Annotated in this window: 14 protein-coding genes and 2 tRNA genes; 2 read left to right on the top strand and 14 right to left on the bottom strand. The window is 71.3% G+C overall.

The annotated features are described in order from the left end of the window. Window positions 1-12 precede the first annotated feature (12 nt). The gene (gene valS / locus D6B71_RS03230; RefSeq protein WP_121252007.1) at window positions 13-2,628 is read left to right on the top strand and encodes a valine--tRNA ligase; all 2,616 of its coding nucleotides are present in this window, start codon (window positions 13-15) and stop codon (window positions 2,626-2,628) included. Between the two features lie 28 nt (window positions 2,629-2,656). Here valS and D6B71_RS23720 read toward each other — a convergent pair whose 3' ends face one another. The 13 genes from D6B71_RS23720 to D6B71_RS03165 form a co-directional block, all read right to left on the bottom strand. Next, the gene (locus tag D6B71_RS23720) at window positions 2,657-3,313 is read right to left on the bottom strand and encodes a hypothetical protein (protein ID WP_121252005.1); all 657 of its coding nucleotides are present in this window, start codon (window positions 3,311-3,313) and stop codon (window positions 2,657-2,659) included. Between the two features lie 154 nt (window positions 3,314-3,467). Next, window positions 3,468-4,751, bottom strand: coding sequence for an ATP-dependent Clp protease ATP-binding subunit ClpX (clpX, locus tag D6B71_RS03220; protein WP_121252003.1), 1,284 nt, complete (start codon window positions 4,749-4,751; stop codon window positions 3,468-3,470). Window positions 4,752-4,943: 192 nt separating this feature from the next. Next, the gene (locus D6B71_RS03215; RefSeq protein WP_121252001.1) at window positions 4,944-5,552 is read right to left on the bottom strand and encodes an ATP-dependent Clp protease proteolytic subunit; all 609 of its coding nucleotides are present in this window, start codon (window positions 5,550-5,552) and stop codon (window positions 4,944-4,946) included. Next, entirely contained in the window at window positions 5,549-6,160 is a 612-nt protein-coding gene (locus D6B71_RS03210; protein ID WP_121252883.1) for a ClpP family protease, read from the bottom strand. Before D6B71_RS03210 ends, D6B71_RS03215 begins: the two co-directional genes overlap by 4 nt. 147 nt (window positions 6,161-6,307) lie before the next feature. Then, window positions 6,308-7,519: an alpha/beta hydrolase gene (locus tag D6B71_RS03205; RefSeq protein WP_121251999.1), complete on the bottom strand. Its 1,212-nt coding sequence runs from the start codon at window positions 7,517-7,519 to the stop codon at window positions 6,308-6,310. A gap of 119 nt (window positions 7,520-7,638) precedes the next feature. Further along, window positions 7,639-9,036, bottom strand: a complete 1,398-nt coding sequence (tig, locus tag D6B71_RS03200; RefSeq protein WP_121251997.1) for a trigger factor — start codon at window positions 9,034-9,036, stop codon at window positions 7,639-7,641. A gap of 104 nt (window positions 9,037-9,140) precedes the next feature. Continuing rightward, a tRNA-Pro gene (locus tag D6B71_RS03195) sits at window positions 9,141-9,213 on the bottom strand. A gap of 45 nt (window positions 9,214-9,258) precedes the next feature. Continuing rightward, window positions 9,259-9,332 (bottom strand) — tRNA-Gly (locus D6B71_RS03190). Between the two features lie 125 nt (window positions 9,333-9,457). Beyond that, window positions 9,458-10,552: a PP2C family protein-serine/threonine phosphatase gene (locus D6B71_RS03185; RefSeq protein ID WP_121251995.1), complete on the bottom strand. Its 1,095-nt coding sequence runs from the start codon at window positions 10,550-10,552 to the stop codon at window positions 9,458-9,460. Window positions 10,553-10,581: 29 nt separating this feature from the next. After that, on the bottom strand, window positions 10,582-11,436 hold the full coding sequence (locus D6B71_RS03180; protein ID WP_121251992.1) for an Fpg/Nei family DNA glycosylase: 855 nt from the start codon (window positions 11,434-11,436) through the stop codon (window positions 10,582-10,584). Further along, window positions 11,429-11,938: a ribose-5-phosphate isomerase gene (locus tag D6B71_RS03175; RefSeq protein WP_121251990.1), complete on the bottom strand. Its 510-nt coding sequence runs from the start codon at window positions 11,936-11,938 to the stop codon at window positions 11,429-11,431. Before D6B71_RS03175 ends, D6B71_RS03180 begins: the two co-directional genes overlap by 8 nt. 66 nt (window positions 11,939-12,004) lie before the next feature. Next, complete coding sequence (locus D6B71_RS03170; RefSeq protein WP_121251988.1) at window positions 12,005-12,892, bottom strand: alpha/beta hydrolase; 888 nt, start codon at window positions 12,890-12,892, stop codon at window positions 12,005-12,007. 27 nt (window positions 12,893-12,919) lie between these two features. After that, window positions 12,920-13,489 carry an LURP-one-related family protein gene (locus D6B71_RS03165; protein ID WP_121251986.1) on the bottom strand — a complete coding sequence of 190 codons (570 nt, stop codon included), beginning with the start codon at window positions 13,487-13,489 and terminating at the stop codon, window positions 12,920-12,922. A 61-nt stretch (window positions 13,490-13,550) separates the two neighbouring features. Here D6B71_RS03165 and D6B71_RS03160 point away from each other — a divergent pair, with 61 nt between their 5' ends. Further along, window positions 13,551-13,838 (top strand): putative quinol monooxygenase, encoded by a 288-nt coding sequence (locus D6B71_RS03160; protein WP_121251984.1) that lies wholly within the window; start codon window positions 13,551-13,553, stop codon window positions 13,836-13,838. Between the two features lie 54 nt (window positions 13,839-13,892). Here the strand turns inward: D6B71_RS03160 and metG are convergent, their stop codons facing one another. Beyond that, window positions 13,893-15,686: a methionine--tRNA ligase gene (gene metG, locus D6B71_RS03155; RefSeq protein WP_121251982.1), complete on the bottom strand. Its 1,794-nt coding sequence runs from the start codon at window positions 15,684-15,686 to the stop codon at window positions 13,893-13,895. Between the last annotated feature and the right edge of the window lie 33 nt (window positions 15,687-15,719).

Genomic DNA, 15,719 nt, shown 5'->3' with positions numbered 1-15,719 from the left:
AGGATTTCGCCCATGACCGACACCCAGCAGCCCCAGGCCACCGATACGACGAGCGCGCCCGCCGCCGTCGTCGTACCGGACAAGCCGGCGCTGGAGGGCCTGGAGGCCAAGTGGGCCGAGCGGTGGAAGGCCGACGACACCTACGCCTTCGACCGCACCCAGCCGCGGGAGAGCGTCTACTCGATCGACACTCCCCCGCCGACGGTGAGCGGCAGCCTGCACGTCGGCCATGTCTTCTCCTACACCCACACCGACCTGGTCGCCCGCTTCCAGCGGATGCGCGGCAAGAGCGTCTTCTACCCGATGGGCTGGGACGACAACGGCCTGCCCACCGAGCGGCGCGTGCAGAACTACTACGGGGTGCGCTGCGACCCGAGCCTGCCCTACGACCCCGACTTCACCCCGCCGGAGAAGCCGGACCCCAAGAAGCAGGTGCCGATCAGCCGCCCGAACTTCGTCGAGCTCTGCGAGCGGCTCGTCGAGCAGGACGAGCAGGTCTTCGAGCAGCTGTGGCGCACCCTGGGCCTCTCGGTCGACTGGAAGCAGCACTACACGACGATCGGCGCCAAGGCCCGCACCGCCAGCCAGCGCGCCTTCCTGCGCAACTACGCCCGGGGCGAGGCCTACCTGCAGGAGGCGCCCACGCTGTGGGACGTCACCTTCCAGACCGCGGTCGCCCAGGCCGAGCTGGAGGCCCGGGAGTACGCCGGCGCCTACCACCGGGTGGCCTTCCGCCGTCCCGACGGGCAGCCGGTCCACATCGAGACCACCCGACCCGAGCTGATCCCCTCGGTCGTGGCGCTGATCGCGCACCCCGACGACGAGCGCTACCAGCCGCTGTTCGGCAGCACGGTCACCAGCCCGGTGTTCGGCGTCGAGATCCCGGTGCTGGCCCACCCGGCCGCCGAGATGGACAAGGGTGCCGGCATCGCCATGTGCTGCACGTTCGGCGACCTCACCGACGTCACCTGGTGGCGTGAGCTCCAACTGCCGGTGCGCACGTTGATCGGCCGCGACGGACGGATGACCCGGGAGACCCCGGAGTGGCTCGCCTCCGACCGCGCCGCCGCGGCCTACGAGGACCTCAAGGGCAAGACCGCCTTCTCCGCCCGTGAGGCGATGGTGGCCAAGCTCCGCGAGTCCGGCGACCTGGACGGCGAGCCGAAGCCCACCCAGCGGATGGCCAACTTCTACGAGCGTGGCGACAAGCCGCTCGAGATCGTCGCCACCCGGCAGTGGTACATCCGCAACGGCGGCCGCGATGCCGGCCTGCGCAAGGAGCTGATCGACGACGGCGCGTCGATCACCTGGATCCCCGCGCACATGCAGCACCGCTACGACAACTGGGTCGGTGGACTCAACGGTGACTGGCTGATCAGCCGGCAGCGGTTCTTCGGCATCCCGTTCCCCGTCTGGTACCCGCTCGACGCCGAGGGGGAGCCCGACTACGACCACCCGCTCCTGCCGAGCGAGGCCGAGCTGCCGGTCGACCCGTCCACCGACGCTCCGCGCGGCTACGACGAGGGCCAGCGGGGCAAGCCGGGCGGCTTCGTCGGCGACCCCGACGTGATGGACACCTGGGCCACCTCGTCGCTGACACCGCACATCGCCGGCGGCTGGGAGAGCGACCCCGACCTGTTCGAGCGGGTCTTCCCGATGGACCTGTGCACGCAGGGCCACGACATCATCCGCACCTGGCTGTTCGGCCGGGTGGTGCGCGCGCACTTCGAGAACGGCCGGGTGCCGTGGTCGCACGCCATGCTCTCGGGCTGGATCCTCGACCCGGACCGCAAGAAGATGTCGAAGTCGAAGGGCAACGTGGTCGTCCCGACCGAGATCCTCGACAAGTTCGGCTCCGACGCGGTGCGCTGGCGGGCCGCGATGGCCCGCCCCGGCCTCGACTCCCCCTTCGACGAGACCCAGATGAAGGTCGGGCGCCGGTTGGCGATGAAGGTGCTCAACGCGTCCAAGTTCGTGCTCGGCGGCGTCGGCGCGACCGAGCCCAACCCGTTCGAGGTCTCCGACCCGATCGACTGCGCCCTGCTCGCCCGGCTCGCCGAGGTGATCGAGAAGGCCACCGACGCCTTCGAAGGCTACGACTACACCACGGCGCTGGAGGCGTCCGAGAAGTTCTTCTGGTCCTTCTGCGACGACTACCTCGAGCTGGTCAAGGAGCGGGCGTACGCCGAGGACGGCGGCGCCGCGACCGTCTCGGCGAAGGCGACTCTCGCCATCGCCCTGCACGTGCAGCTGCGACTCCTGGCGCCGTTCCTGCCCTACGTGACCGAAGAGGTCTGGTCGTGGTGGCAGGAGGGGTCGGTGCACCGCGCCTCCTGGCCCGAGCCGGTCGAGCTGGGCTCGGCCGCCGCGGCGGAGGCCGCCACCGTCGACGCGGTGGCGTCGGCACTGGCCGGGCTGCGTGGCGTGAAGTCGCAGGCCAAGGTGTCGATGCGCGCCCAGCTCGCCCACGCGCGGGTGAGCGGCCCCGAGACGTTGGTGCGGGCTGCCGAGCTGGCCGCCGAGGACCTGCGCAAGACCGGCAAGGTCGTCGGCGAGCTGGTCTTCGCCGCGGACGAGTCGGCGACCGAGCTCTCGGTCACCGCGGAGCTGGCCGAGCAGTCCGAGTAGTCCGAGTAGTCCCTCGGCCGGCGGCGCGCTACGGCGTCGCCGGCTCCGGGGCGGGTGCGGGGTCCGGCCGGGCGTCCTCGGACGCCGGGTCGTCGGGCCCGGTCGGCGTCGCCTCGGGCACGGTCGGCGTCACCGGCCCCGGGCTCGGCTGGCCGGCGGGCGGTGCCGGCGGTGCCGGCGGCAGTGTCCAGAGCTCGGCGAAGCCGAAGGCCGGCGATCCCGGCTTGGGGCCTCCCGGCTGGCTGTCGGGCTCCTCCCCATCGGCGGCGTCGGGCGCCTCCTGCCCGGACGTGGGGATCGGCTCCGCCGCCCCCACGACGTCCACGGGTGTGAGGGTGCTGCCGGTCGACCCGGGCTGCGGCACGGTGGCGCTCGTCGCCACTCCGATCAACGGGCCGCTCTGTGGGGCGGCCGGCGCCGCCGCGACCCGCTCTCTCGACACCACGGACGGCTCCGCCCACGTGGGCGTGCTGGCCGCCGGGACGTGAGGGACCGGGGACGGCGTCGTGGCGTGCGGCTGGCCGCCCGACTGGGCGGGGCCGCCGAGCGCCGCGCCGACCGGATGGCTGGGAGCCCGGGTGCCGCCGATGATGGCGCTGCCGCGTAGGTCGCTGACCAGGATGAAGCTGCAGGCGATCGCGAGCATCACGAAGACATACAGCGGCGCCTTGTGCCTCGAGCCCACGGCTCGACCCCTTCCTGCCCGATTCAGGAACGACGAGATGTCGCGATCGAGTCTTGCGGGCTCGACGGCTCGTTTCGACCCCCAGCGGACAAAATGGCCCGAAGGGACTAGACGGCCTAGCCCGGTCGGACAGGCCCCGGTGGGCCTGCGCCGGTCAGGCCGACTTCTTCTTCTTCGTCTCGGACTCGCGCAGGACCAGGGTGGGGGCCTCTCGGCCCTCGACCACCTCACCGGACACGATGACCTTGCCGACGTCGCCGCGCGAGGGCACGTCGTACATCACGTGCAGCAGGACCTCCTCGATGATCGCCCGCAGGCCGCGAGCGCCGGTGCCGCGCTCCATGGCCTTGTCGGCGACCGCCGCGATCGCGTCGTCGGTGAACTCCAGCTCGACCCCATCGAGCTCGAAGAGCTTCTGGTACTGCTTGACCAGCGCGTTGCGGGGCTCGGTGAGGATCTGGACCAGAGCCTCCTGGTCGAGCTTGGTGACACTGGCGATCAGCGGCAGCCGGCCGATGAACTCGGGGATCAGGCCGAACTTGGTGAGGTCCTCGGGGCGCACCTGGGCCAGCAGGTCGTCGGCCTCGTCCTCGGCGTGGGCGCGCACCTCGGCGGTGAAGCCGAGCGTCTTCTTGCCGACCCGCTGCTCGACGATGTGCTCGAGCCCGGAGAACGCGCCGCCGACGACGAACAGGATGTTCGTGGTGTCGATCTGGATGAACTCCTGGTGCGGGTGCTTGCGTCCGCCCTGGGGCGGCACCGAGGCGGTGGTGCCCTCGATGATCTTCAGCAGTGCCTGCTGGACGCCCTCGCCGGAGACGTCTCGCGTGATCGAGGGGTTCTCCGCCTTGCGGGCCACCTTGTCGATCTCGTCGATGTAGATGATGCCGGTCTCGGCCTTCTTGACGTCGTAGTCGGCGGCCTGGATCAGCTTCAGCAGGATGTTCTCGACGTCCTCACCGACGTAGCCGGCTTCGGTGAGCGCGGTCGCGTCGGCGATCGCGAACGGCACGTTGAGCATGCGAGCCAGCGTCTGGGCGAGGTAGGTCTTGCCGCAGCCGGTCGGCCCGATGACCAAGATGTTGGACTTGGCGACCTCGACCGACTCGTCCTTGCTGTGCTTGCCGGCCACCGGCTGGAGCCCGGCCTGCACCCGCTTGTAGTGGTTGTAGACCGCGACGGCGAGGGACTTCTTCGCCTGCTCCTGGCCGATCACGTAGGAGTTGAGGAACTCGAAGATCTCGCGGGGCTTCGGCAGCTCCTCGAGACCGACCTCGCTGCCCTCGCTGAGCTCCTCTTCGATGATCTCGTTGCACAGGTCGATGCACTCGTCGCAGATGTAGACGCCGGGGCCGGCGATCAGCTTCTTGACCTGCTTCTGGCTCTTGCCGCAGAAAGAGCACTTCAGCAGGTCGCCTCCGTCACCGATGCGTGCCACGGGCGGTCATCCTCCTCATCACCGGCAACCGGGTGCCGGGGTCCAACGTCGATGCGGCCAGCCGCAGTGCGGTCAGTCGGTCGGACAGACCTCCCTCACACTCACGACGGTACCTCGTGCCGCCGCCCGATGGGCGGCGGACACGAGAGAACCGTGAGTCGAGCACGGGGAGGCAGGCCGTCGGGTGGCGGCTCAGGCCAGGGCCGGAGTGCCCTTGCGGGACTCGATCACGGTGTCGATCAGGCCGTAGTCGACGGCCTGCGCCGCGGTCAAGATCTTGTCGCGCTCGATGTCGTGGCTGACCTGCTCGGCCGAGCGGCCGCTGTGGTCGGCGATCATCTTCTCCAGCAGCTCGCGCATCCGCAGGATCTCATTGGCCTGGATCTCGATGTCGGAGGTCTGGCCGAAGGTGCCCTCGGTGTAGGGCTGGTGGATCAGGATGCGGCTGTTCGGCAGCGCCATCCGCTTGCCGCGGGTGCCGGCGGCGAGCAGGATCGCGGCCGCCGAGGCGGCCTGCCCGATGCACACGGTCTGCACGTCGGGCTTGATGAAGTTCATCGTGTCGTAGATCGCGGTCAGCGCCGTGAACGAGCCGCCCGGGGAGTTGATGTAGATCTGGACGTCCTGGTCGGGGTTCATCGACTCCAGGCACATGAGCTGGGCGATGACCGCGTTGGCGACGTCGTCGGAGATCGGGGTGCCGAGGTAGATGATGCGGTCCTCGAAGAGCTTGGCGTAGGGGTCGATGCGCCGGAAGCCGTAGGAGGTGCGCTCTTCCCACTGGGGGATGTAGTAGTTCACTTCGAGTCCTTCTGCCGGGCCGGGCGGCCGTCGTCGGCTGCTTCGCGTGCGCTCTTGATGACTTGGTCGACCAGGCCGTACTCGCGGGCCTGGTCGGCGGTGAACCAGCGGTCGCGGTCGGCGTCGGTCTCGACCTGCTCGCGCGACTGGCCGGTGTGCTCGGCGATCAGGTCGAGCAGCACCTGCTTGATGTGCAGCGACTGCTGGGCCTGGATCTTGATGTCGGAGGCGGAGCCGCCCATGCCCGAGGAGGGCTGGTGCATCATGATCCGCGCGTGCGGCAGCGCGTAGCGCTTGCCCTTGGTGCCGGCGCAGAGCAGGAACTGGCCCATCGAGGCCGCCAACCCCATCGCGACCGTGGCCACGTCGTTGGGGATGTAGTTCATCGTGTCGTAGATCGCCATGCCGGCGTCGACGGAGCCGCCCGGGCTGTTGATGTGCAAGAAGATGTCGGCCTCGGGGTCCTCCGCCGAGAGCAGCAGCAGCTGCGCGCAGATCGCGTTGGCGTTCTGGTCGCGCACCTCGGAGCCGAGGAACACGATGCGCTCGCGCAGCAGGCGCTGGTAGATGTGGTCGTCGAGGACGCCTAGGCCCGCCGCCCCGTTCATCTGGGCGCTCCGGGCGTCGAGGGAGTCGCTGAGGTTCTGGTTCACGCTTGCGACCCTAGCCGCAGTCACCGACAACTCCACGGAGTATCCGCCCCTGTTCGCCGACAGCGGATTTCATCGACGCCGCCCCGTACACCCCCGAGCCTGTCAGCCCAGCCACGACCGCAGGGCTCGATGCACGTGGGCGTGGTTGAGCAGATCGAAGTGGTCGGCTCGGCCCACGTGGAGGACCTCCGCCCCCGGGAACAGCTCGACGCCGTGCCGGTCGTGCCCGCAGGCCGACGGCACCCGCACCAGCAGGTCACCGACCACGTGCCCGACGGGGTGCCGCGGGGATCCCGTGACCGTGGCCGCCACCAGCCGGTAGCGCGCCCGGGGCATCGGCGGAACGTCCGCGGCGAGCCCGGCGACCAGGTCGTGCACCCCCGCCGACCGCCAGTCGAGGAACCGGCCGATCGCCGCCGTCTCCGGCAGCCGGCTCAACGCCCGGCTGCCGTGGCCGATGCCCCGCGCGATCGGCGCACCCAGGTGGGGAGTGCCCAGCGTGACCACGTCGCTCACCAGCCGGGTCCAGTCCGTGGCCCCAGCCGGCCCGCGCCGCTCCCCCGGCTCCGCGTCGACCACCGCGCCGGCCGCCCGGATCACCAGGCCGCCCATCGAGTGCCCGATCATCGCGATCCGCGCGACCTCGGTCGGCCAGTGCTCGACCAGCCGCTGCATCAGCGACGAGAGCGCGACCCCGTTCTCGCGGACCCCCAGCCCGGTGTTGGCGCGCAGCATCACCGGTGTCCAGCCCTCGGCGCCCAGCGCCTCGGCGTACGTCGGGCCCCGCTCGGCCCGCCGGTGCCGCCAGTAGCTCTCGTTCTCGCAGAGCCCGTGCACGAAGACCACGATCCGCTGGGCGGCCTCGGGGAAGGCCCGGGCCAGCGCCGCCGGCTCGAGCGGGACGTCGCGCCCCTCGCTGCGGACCGCCATCGGGAACGCCAGGTGCGGCCGCTCCCGCACGAGCCGGTCGCCGATCAACCCGTTGACCGCCGAGCTGACGAACCTGCCCCGCGGGGTGGCCTCGAGCCGGGGCCCGTGCCCGCGACGACCGAGCCGGTCCAGGCCGTGGGAGGCGGTGCGCAGACCAGCGCCGACACCGGCGAAGACCGCCGAGGAGATCGCGCGGTGCGCCAGCTCCGGCACCGCCGAGGCGCCACCGGTGGCCTCGCGCACGACGCCGTGCACGCGGTCGGCCCAGGCATGGTGGGTGTCGCGGATGCCGCCGACGAGCAACTCCTCGGTCGCGTGGCCCAGCAGCGCCAGCGCGTCGAGGACGCCGGGCTCGTGCGCGGGCGGGCTGGTCGCGGCGCTCATGCGGCCGAACGCTACGACGTCGCAGGGGTCGCGCGGAACCCTCCCGGACGACGAAGCTCCCGCCGGGCGGGGCCCGGCGGGAGCTCGATCGTCAGGGTGAAGCCAGGGGCTCCGCGGCGTCACGCCTCGGTCTGCTCCTCGGCGGACTCGTCGGCCTGCTCGGCCTCGGCGCCCTCGTCCTCAGGCTCGCCGATGGTGCCGTCGGGCCGCAGGTTCTTCAACTCGACCACGTTGCCCGAGGCGTCCTTGACCACGGCCGCCTCGACGATGCGGGCCAGCGCCTTGCCGCGCAGCACCTCCTGCACCAGCTCGGGGATGTGGTTGTGCTCGAACATGTGGTTGGCGAACTCCTGCGGGTTCTGGCCCGACTGCTGGGCGCGCCGCACCAGGTGCTCGGACAGCTCCTGCTGGCTGACCCCGAACTCCTCCTTCTTCGCGACCTCGTCGAGCACGAACTGCGCGGCGACGGCGTCACGGACCCGGCGGTCCAGGTCGGCCTCGAACTCCTCGATGGTCTGCCCCTCGTCCTCGAGGAACTTCTCCATCGTGATGCCGGCCATCATCAGCTGCTGCTCGATGTTCTGGCGGCGGGCGTTGAGCTCGTCGGTGACGACGTGCTCGGGCAGCGGGACCTCGACCTTGTCGAGCAGGGCCTCCAGCACCGCGTCGCGGGCCTCGGCGGCCTGCTCGAGGCGCTTGCCCCGGCCCAGCCGCTCACGCACGTCGGCGGTGAGCTCCTCGACGGTGTCGAACTCGGAGGCGAGCTGGGCGAACTCGTCGTCGACCTCGGGCAGCTGCTGCTCCTGCACCTGGCTGACGGTCACCTCGACCTGGACCTCCTCGCCGACCAGGTCACCGCCGACCAGCTGGGAGGCGAAGGTCTTGTCCTCGCCCGCGGACATCCCGGTCAGGGCCTCGTCGAGCCCGTCGATCATGCCGCCGCGGCCGACCTGGTAGCTCATGCCGGAGACCTCGGCGCCCTCGAGCACCTCGCCGTCCTTGCTGGCCTTGAGGTCGAGCACCACGAAGTCGTTCTCGGCGGCGGCGCGCTCGACGTCGACGAGGGTGCCGAACCGCTCGCGCAGCGACTGCACCTGCTCCTCGACGTCCTCGTCGGTGACGGTGACGTCGTCGACCTGGGCCTCGAGCCCGTCGTAGTCGGGCAGCTCGATCTCGGGACGGACCTCGACCTCGGCGGTGAACTCCAGGGTCTGGTTGTCCTCGAACTTGGTCACCTCGATCTCCGGCTGGGCCAGCGGCTGCAGGTCGTTGGCCTGCAGCGCCTCGACGTACTTCTTGGGCAGCACGTCGTTGATCGCCTGGTCGAGCACGGCGCCACGGCCGACCTGACGGTCGATCACCATCGGCGGCACCTTGCCGCGCCGGAAGCCCGGGACGTTGATCTGCTGGGCAATCTGCTTGTACGCCGCGTCGAGGCTCGGCTTGAGCTCCTCGAAGGGCACCTCGACGGTCAGCTTGGCCCGAGTCGGGCTCAAGGTCTCGACGGCGCTCTTCACAGGTGGTCTCCTACTGGTCGTCCGGCACGAGGTGGTCCGGTTGGTGTCGTGGTCGCGGGCCCCGGGCCCGGCTGTCACCGGGGTCGGCGGATCGCTGGTGGCCGTCGGGGCGACAGGACTCGAACCTGCGATCTCCTGCTCCCAAAGCAGGCGCGCTAGCCACTACGCTACGCCCCGCCAAGCAGCCGGCACCCCGCCGGTCTCCCGGTGGGCACGGCTCCTTGGAGCGGATGACGGGAATCGAACCCGCGTAGCCAGTTTGGAAGACTGGGGCTCTACCATTGAGCTACATCCGCGCGCGCGAGAACCTGCCTCGCGCGAGGGTCATGGTGCCACATCACGGGGGCCGCACCCCAACCGAGGGAGCGCCCGCCCAGGAACGGGCGCCGCCGACGGGCCCCACTGGTGGTTGCCGCTGGGCTCAGCGCCGGTGCAGCACGACCATGGCCCGGTCGTCGTCGCGGGACCCGACCGCCTCGACCATCCGGAGAGCGGCGTTCTCGAAGTTCCCGCGCAGCAGCGACTCCGCCTCGCCGAGCATCCGGTCGATGCCGAGCTCGATGTCGCGCTGCGGCTGCTCCACCATGCCGTCGGTGTAGAGCAGCACCGCGTCGCCCGGACGGAGCACTCCGGTCACCACCGCGAACTCGGCGTCCTCGATCAGGCCCAGGACCGGTCCGGACGACTCCAGCACCTGCCAGCGCCCCGAGCCTGCCGTGCGGTGAGCGGCCGGCGGGTGGCCCGCCGTACGGATCTCGAACTCCCCGGTGTCGAGGTGCAGGCTGAGGTGGATCGCGGTGGCGAAGCCCTCGTCCCAGCCCTGCCGCAGCAGGTAGTCGTTGGCCGCCGGGAGGAACCGATCGGTGGGCAGCGCGCCCAAGAGCCCACCGAACGCGCCCGAGAGCAGCAGCGCGCGGGTGCCGGCCTGCTCGCCCTTGCCGGAGACGTCGACCAGCACGACCTCGAGCCGATCGGGCTCGGGGTTGCTGGTGACGAAGAAGTCGCCCGCGAAGGGGGTGCCACCGGCGGAGCGGAGCGCGGAGTCGACGTGCCAGCCGGCCGGCATCTCCGGCACCCCACCCTGACCGAGGATGCGGTCCCGAAGGTCGATCAGCATCGACTCACCCATCACCCCCGCCACGCCGAGGCGCGAGCGGCGGAACGAGGTGAGCAGCACGATGAAGCCCATCAGGAACTCGGTCGCCACCGTGCCCACCAGCCGCAGGGTGATCTCGGTCTGCGCGAGCAGCGCGATCATCAGCATCAGCATCACGAAGATCACGAACCACGGCAGCTGCCGTGGGCCCAGCACCAGGCTGCCGAGCAGCAGCGGCACCATCAGCGTGACCATCGGCATGCCCTCGGGCCACAGCGCCACCGCGATCGTGCACGCCGCCGCCAGCGCGGCGAGGACGCCGACCACCCTGGTCTCGTGCGCCAGGCCGCGCCGCAGGGTCCGCCAGGGATGACGGGTGGCGGGCGACTGCGCCCGAGCGGCGCCGTCCGCAGCGGTCATGGGGTCCGTCCTCGCGCTCATCTGTGCGCTCACTGTACGGCTCGGGAGCGGAACGTCGGCTGGCAACGCGGGCACCAGAAGACGTTGCGCGCCTGGAGGACGTCGGTGCGCACCGCCGAGCCGCAGACGTGGCAGGGCTGGCCGGTGCGCCGGTAGACGTAGACCTCTCCGCCGTGGTCGTCCCGCCGCGGGGGCCGGCCCATGGCCTCGGGCGTGTGCTCGGGCCGCACCGTGTCGATCCGGCCCAGTCGGACCCCCTCGGCCATCAGCTCGACCAGGTCGTCCCACATCGCCCGCCACTGGCCCACCCGGAGGGTGCGTCCCGGGCGCAGCGGATGCATCCGGTGCCGGAACAGCAACTCGGCGCGGTAGACGTTGCCGACGCCGGCCAGCACGCTCTGGTCCATCAGCAGCCCCCCGATCGGAGACCGGCTGCGACGGATGCGCTCCCAGGCCCTGGACGGGTCGGCATCGGGGCGCAACGGGTCCGGCCCGGAGCGGGCCACGACGGCGTCGCGCTGGGCACGCGTCACGAGCGCGCAGGTGGTGGCGCCGCGCAGGTCCGCGTAGGCCACGTCGCCGGCCAGCGTGTCCTCGACCGCCAGGCGCAGCCGGACCTGTCCGACCGGGTCCGGCAGCTCGGCCACGCCGGCGTGCACGTCGAACTTGCCGTAGAGGCCCAGGTGGACGTGGACGAAGCGCTCGCCCTCGAACCCGACGAACAGCTGCTTGCCCCACGCGTCGGCGTCCAGTACGGCGGAGCCGTCGAGCAACGCGGCGGCCTCGGCGAACCGGCCCTGCGGGCTGCTCACCCGCACGGCGCGGCCGCCGAAGGTGCCGGTGAGCTCCCGGGCGAGCCGGTGGAGGGTGTGCCCCTCAGGCATCCGGGCCGAGTCCGGCCGCCGAGTCGGGCAGGGGCGGCAACACGCGGGTCTGCTCGTAGGAGGCCAGCTGGCCGATCCGGCGCACGTGCCGCTCGTCGCCGGGGAAGCCGGTCGACAAGAACACCTCGACGAACCGGGTCATCTCCTCCAGGGAGTGCATCCGGCCACCCACCGACACGACGTTCGCGTCGTTGTGCTCCCGGGCCAGCACCGCGGTCTCCTCGGACCAGACGAGGGCGCACCGGACCCCGAGGACCTTGTTGGCCGCCATCTGCTCGCCGTTGCCCGACCCGCCGATCACCACACCGAGGCTGTCGGTGCCCGCCGCTCGCTCGGCGGCCACGGCCTCGGCGGCCCGCAGGCAGAACACCGGGTAGTCGTCGAGGGCGTCGTAGACGAACGGACCGTGGTCGATCGGCTCGTAGCCGTGCTCGCCCAGCCAGGCCAGCAGGTGGTTCTTCAGGTCGAGGCCGGCATGGTCGGAGCCGAGGTGCACGCGCATGGGCCGATCATCCCAGAGCCCGCACCGCACCGGATCGGGGCCCGGCGCGCAGCACGGCGCCGGTCCTCACCGATGCAGCCGCAGGAACCCCGCCACCTGCGCCATCAGCGGCTCCGCCGCGACGAAGGCCGACGCGTGCCGCCAGAACCCGTGCACCTGCCCGAGGTAGCGGGTGGCCACGACCGGCACCTCCAGCACGGCCAGCCGCCTGGCCAGTTCCTCGGCCTCGTCACGCAGCGGGTCGTGCTCGGCGCTGACCACCAGGGTCGGCGGCAGGGTGCCGAGCCGATCCGAGCGGAGCGGAGCCAGATCGGGGTGTTCCAGGTCGGCCGGCGTGGCGGCGTACTGCCGCCAGTACCAGGCGGCCTCGGCCTGGTCGAAGGTCTCGGAGGCGGTGCGATAGGAGTCGAAGGCCTGGGTGGGGTCCAGGAAGGGGTAGATCAGAGCCAGGGCCCGGAACCGTCCGGGGTGCCGCAGCGCCGCGACCAGGGCCAGGTTCGCCCCGGCGCTGTCGCCGTGGGCGTAGGCCGGCCCGGTGATCCCCCAGCGGCCGGCCTCGCGGTCCAGCCAGCCCAGGACCCGGTCGACATCGTCGGGGGCGGCGGGGAAGCGGTGCTCGGGCGGCCGACGGTAGTCGACGCTGAGCACGGCGAGACCGCTGCGGTTGGCCAGGCGCCGGGCACTCGGGTCGTGCACCTCCACGTCGTTGAACACGAAGCCGCCACCGTGCAGGTGCACGACCAGTCCGTGGCCGGCGGCCTCCCGCGGCCGGTAGAGACGGCACCGCACCCCGTCGACGTCGAGGTCGACCACCTCGCCGACCTCCTCGCGGGGCTCGGCCAGCGCCGCCCGCCGCGCCTCCTCGCGGGCGGCCGCCACGTCGTACGCCGGGTCGTGGACGGGCAGCTCGCCGGCGGTCGCCTCGACCGCTCGACGGGCGTCGGGGAACAGCATGGGTCGCTCGCGCCTGGCTCGACGGCGTCAGCGCTGCATCAGCGCGTCGAGGCCGACCGCCACTGCCGCGGCGACGCGGAAGTCGACCCGCGGGTCGGGCACCGAGACGGTGTAGCGGTCCCGCACGCTGGCCTGTCGCTCGCTGGAGAGCAGCACCTGGCCGCCGGGGTCGGTGAAGTCGAAGTGGATCGGCAGGAACGGGATGTCCATGAACCGGCGGATCAGTGCCACCGCCTGGCTGCGCTCCTGGCCGACCGCGGTGTAGCCCGGCCCTTCCAGGTGGAACGTCGAGCGGAGCAGGCTCGCCTTGAAGTCCTTGCGGAAGAAGCCCAGTTGCACGCCGTTCTCGTCGTAGACGTCGTAGCCGGCGTTGAGGTCCATCACCGAGCGGGCCTTGAACGAGAAGACGCGGCGGCTGCGCGACTCGTCGGAGAAGAAGACGACCTCCTCCTTGAACGCCAGCCGCTTCTGCTGCGCCACGCCCATCAGCTGCCCGAAGCCGCCGTCGGGCGCGACGGCGTACAGCTCGTAGCGGTTCGTGGTCATCGCGAACTTCTGGCGGACGTAGAACGTGGGGAGGTACATCGGGGCGCTCATGGGCACGACCCTAGGGTGTCGCGACCGATGAGTCCGGGGCGCCCGGCGGGTCGGCACCACCATGGTCATCGTCAGCGGACACCTGGTCGTCGCCGAGCACCGGCGCGAGGCCTTCCTCTCCTCCTGCCGGCCGATCGTCGAGCAGGGCCGGAGCGCCCCGGGCTGCCTCGACTTCGCGATCTCGCCGGACCTGCTCGACCCCGACCGCGTGAACGTCCTCGAGTGCTGGGAGTCTCAGGAGGCGGTCGACGCGTTCCGCGGCAGCGGCATCCCCGACGACCTCGGCCCGCTCGTCGAGTCGGCATCGGTCGCCGAGCACGACGTCACCTCGACCCGGTCTCTCACCTGACGTCGAGGCGTCGACCTTTCCGCGACACGCCGCGGGAACCAGTGACCCCCGGCGTCAAGCGCCGAGTCGGGCCAGCTCCTCCTCGACCACCGACGGGTCGAGCTTGCGGAAGATCGGGCTGGGCTTCGCGACGGCGGTGCCGACGACGACCGGGCGGCGCTCCCAGGCCGGGAACGAGGAGTACTCGCCGGTGATGATGGGGTACGCCGGGCCGCCGTCGAGGTCGTCGACCTCGACGATGCGGGGCATGGGGGCGACCTCGCCGGTGCCGCCGAAGACCCGGTCGACCTCGTTGGCCGAGTGGGGCAGGAACGGGCTGAGCACCAGGTTGAGGTCGGCGACGCACTGCGCCATCACGTGCAGGACCGTCGCGAGCCGGTCGCGCTGGTCGTCGCCCTTGAGCTTCCAGGGCTCGGAGTCGGAGACGTACTTGTTGACCTCCGCGACCGCGCGCATCGCCTCGCCGACGGCCTGCTTCTGGCGGTGCCGGGCGATCAGGTCGCCGACGGTGTCGAAGGAGGCGGCCACCGTGTCGAGCACCGCCCGGTCGGCGTCGATGAGCTCGCCCGCGGCGGGGATCGCGCCGAAGTTCTTCGCGACCAGCGTGGCGGTGCGGTTGACCAGGTTGCCCCAGCCGGCCACCAGCTCGTCGTTGGTGCGGCGCACGAACTCGGCCCAGGTGAAGTCGGCGTCCTGGTTCTCCGGGCCGGCGGCGGCGACGAAGTAGCGGAATGCATCGGCCTGGTAGCGGCTGAGCAGGTCGCGCACGTAGATGACGACCTTCTTGGAGGAGGAGAACTTGCGCCCCTCCATCGTGAGGAACTCCGAGCTGACCACCTCGGTGGGCAGGTTCAGCTCGCCGTACTGTCGCGGGGTGCCGCCCTTGGCGCCCTTCCCGGAGTAGGCCAGCAGCTCGGCCGGCCAGATCTGGGAGTGGAAGGTGATGTTGTCCTTGCCCATGAAGTAGTAGGACAGCGCCTCGGGGTCGTTCCACCAGTCGCGCCAGCGCTCTGGCTCGCCGAGCCGGCGGGCCCACTCGATCGAGGCGGACAGGTAGCCGATGACGGCGTCGAACCACACGTAGAGCTTCTTGGTGGGGTTCTCGCGCCAGCCGTCGAGGGGCACCGCGATGCCCCAGTCGATGTCGCGGGTCATCGCCCGCGGCCGGATCTCGGAGAGGATGTTCTGGCTGAACCGGATCACGTTCGGCCGCCACAGACCGGTGGCGGCGCGCCCGTCGAGCCACTCTCCGAGCGCGTCGGCCAGCGCCGGCAGGTCGAGGAAGAAGTGCTGGGTCTCGATGAACTCCGGGGTCTCCCCGTTGATGCGGGACCGGGGGTTCACCAGGTCGGCCGGGTCGAGCTGGTTGCCGCAGTTGTCGCACTGGTCGCCCCGGGCGCCGTCGGCGCCGCAGATCGGGCAGGTGCCCTCGATGTAGCGGTCGGGCAGGGTGCGTCCGGTCGACGGCGAGATCGCGCCGTACGTCGTCTGCTCCACGAAGTAGCCGTTCTCGTAGACGCCGAGGAACAGCTCCTGCACCACCGCGTGGTGGTTGCGGGTGGTGGTGCGGGTGTAGAGGTCGTAGGTGCAGCCGAGGGCGGCGAGGTCCTCGGCGATGATCCGGTGGTTGCGGTCGGCCAGCGCCTGGGGGGTCAGCCCCTCCTCGTCGGCGGCGATCAGGATCGGGGTGCCGTGCTCGTCGGAGCCGGAGACCATGAGCACGTCGTGGCCCGCCATCCGCATGTATCGGCTGAACACGTCGGAGGGCACGCCGAAACCGGCCACGTGGCCGATGTGGCGCGGGCCGTTGGCGTACGGCCAGGCGACGGCGGACAGGACTCGGGTCATGGGGTGAATCCTAGGAGCCACCCCCCGGGCTCC

Source organism: Nocardioides ferulae (assembly GCF_003660455.1).
In the GTDB taxonomy this organism is placed as follows: Bacteria; Actinomycetota; Actinomycetes; order Propionibacteriales; family Nocardioidaceae; genus Nocardioides; species Nocardioides ferulae.
Note: the sequence above shows the minus strand (reverse complement) of the source record. Positions and strands in the feature narration are given on the sequence as shown.

Bases quoted from the DNA above. Each gene is read 5' to 3' on its own strand.
- valS (WP_121252007.1), top strand. From the start codon at position 13: ATGACCGACACCCAGCAGCCCCAGGCCACCGATACGACGAGCGCGCCC.
- D6B71_RS03210 (WP_121252883.1), bottom strand. From the start codon at position 6,160: ATGAACGGGGCGGCGGGCCTAGGCGTCCTCGACGACCACATCTACCAG.
- D6B71_RS03205 (WP_121251999.1), bottom strand. From the start codon at position 7,519: ATGAGCGCCGCGACCAGCCCGCCCGCGCACGAGCCCGGCGTCCTCGAC.
- D6B71_RS03185 (WP_121251995.1), bottom strand. From the start codon at position 10,552: ATGACCGCTGCGGACGGCGCCGCTCGGGCGCAGTCGCCCGCCACCCGT.
- D6B71_RS03180 (WP_121251992.1), bottom strand. From the start codon at position 11,436: ATGCCTGAGGGGCACACCCTCCACCGGCTCGCCCGGGAGCTCACCGGC.
- D6B71_RS03175 (WP_121251990.1), bottom strand. From the start codon at position 11,938: ATGCGCGTGCACCTCGGCTCCGACCATGCCGGCCTCGACCTGAAGAAC.
- D6B71_RS03170 (WP_121251988.1), bottom strand. From the start codon at position 12,892: ATGCTGTTCCCCGACGCCCGTCGAGCGGTCGAGGCGACCGCCGGCGAG.
- D6B71_RS03165 (WP_121251986.1), bottom strand. From the start codon at position 13,489: ATGAGCGCCCCGATGTACCTCCCCACGTTCTACGTCCGCCAGAAGTTC.
- D6B71_RS03160 (WP_121251984.1), top strand. From the start codon at position 13,551: ATGGTCATCGTCAGCGGACACCTGGTCGTCGCCGAGCACCGGCGCGAG.
- metG (WP_121251982.1), bottom strand. From the start codon at position 15,686: ATGACCCGAGTCCTGTCCGCCGTCGCCTGGCCGTACGCCAACGGCCCG.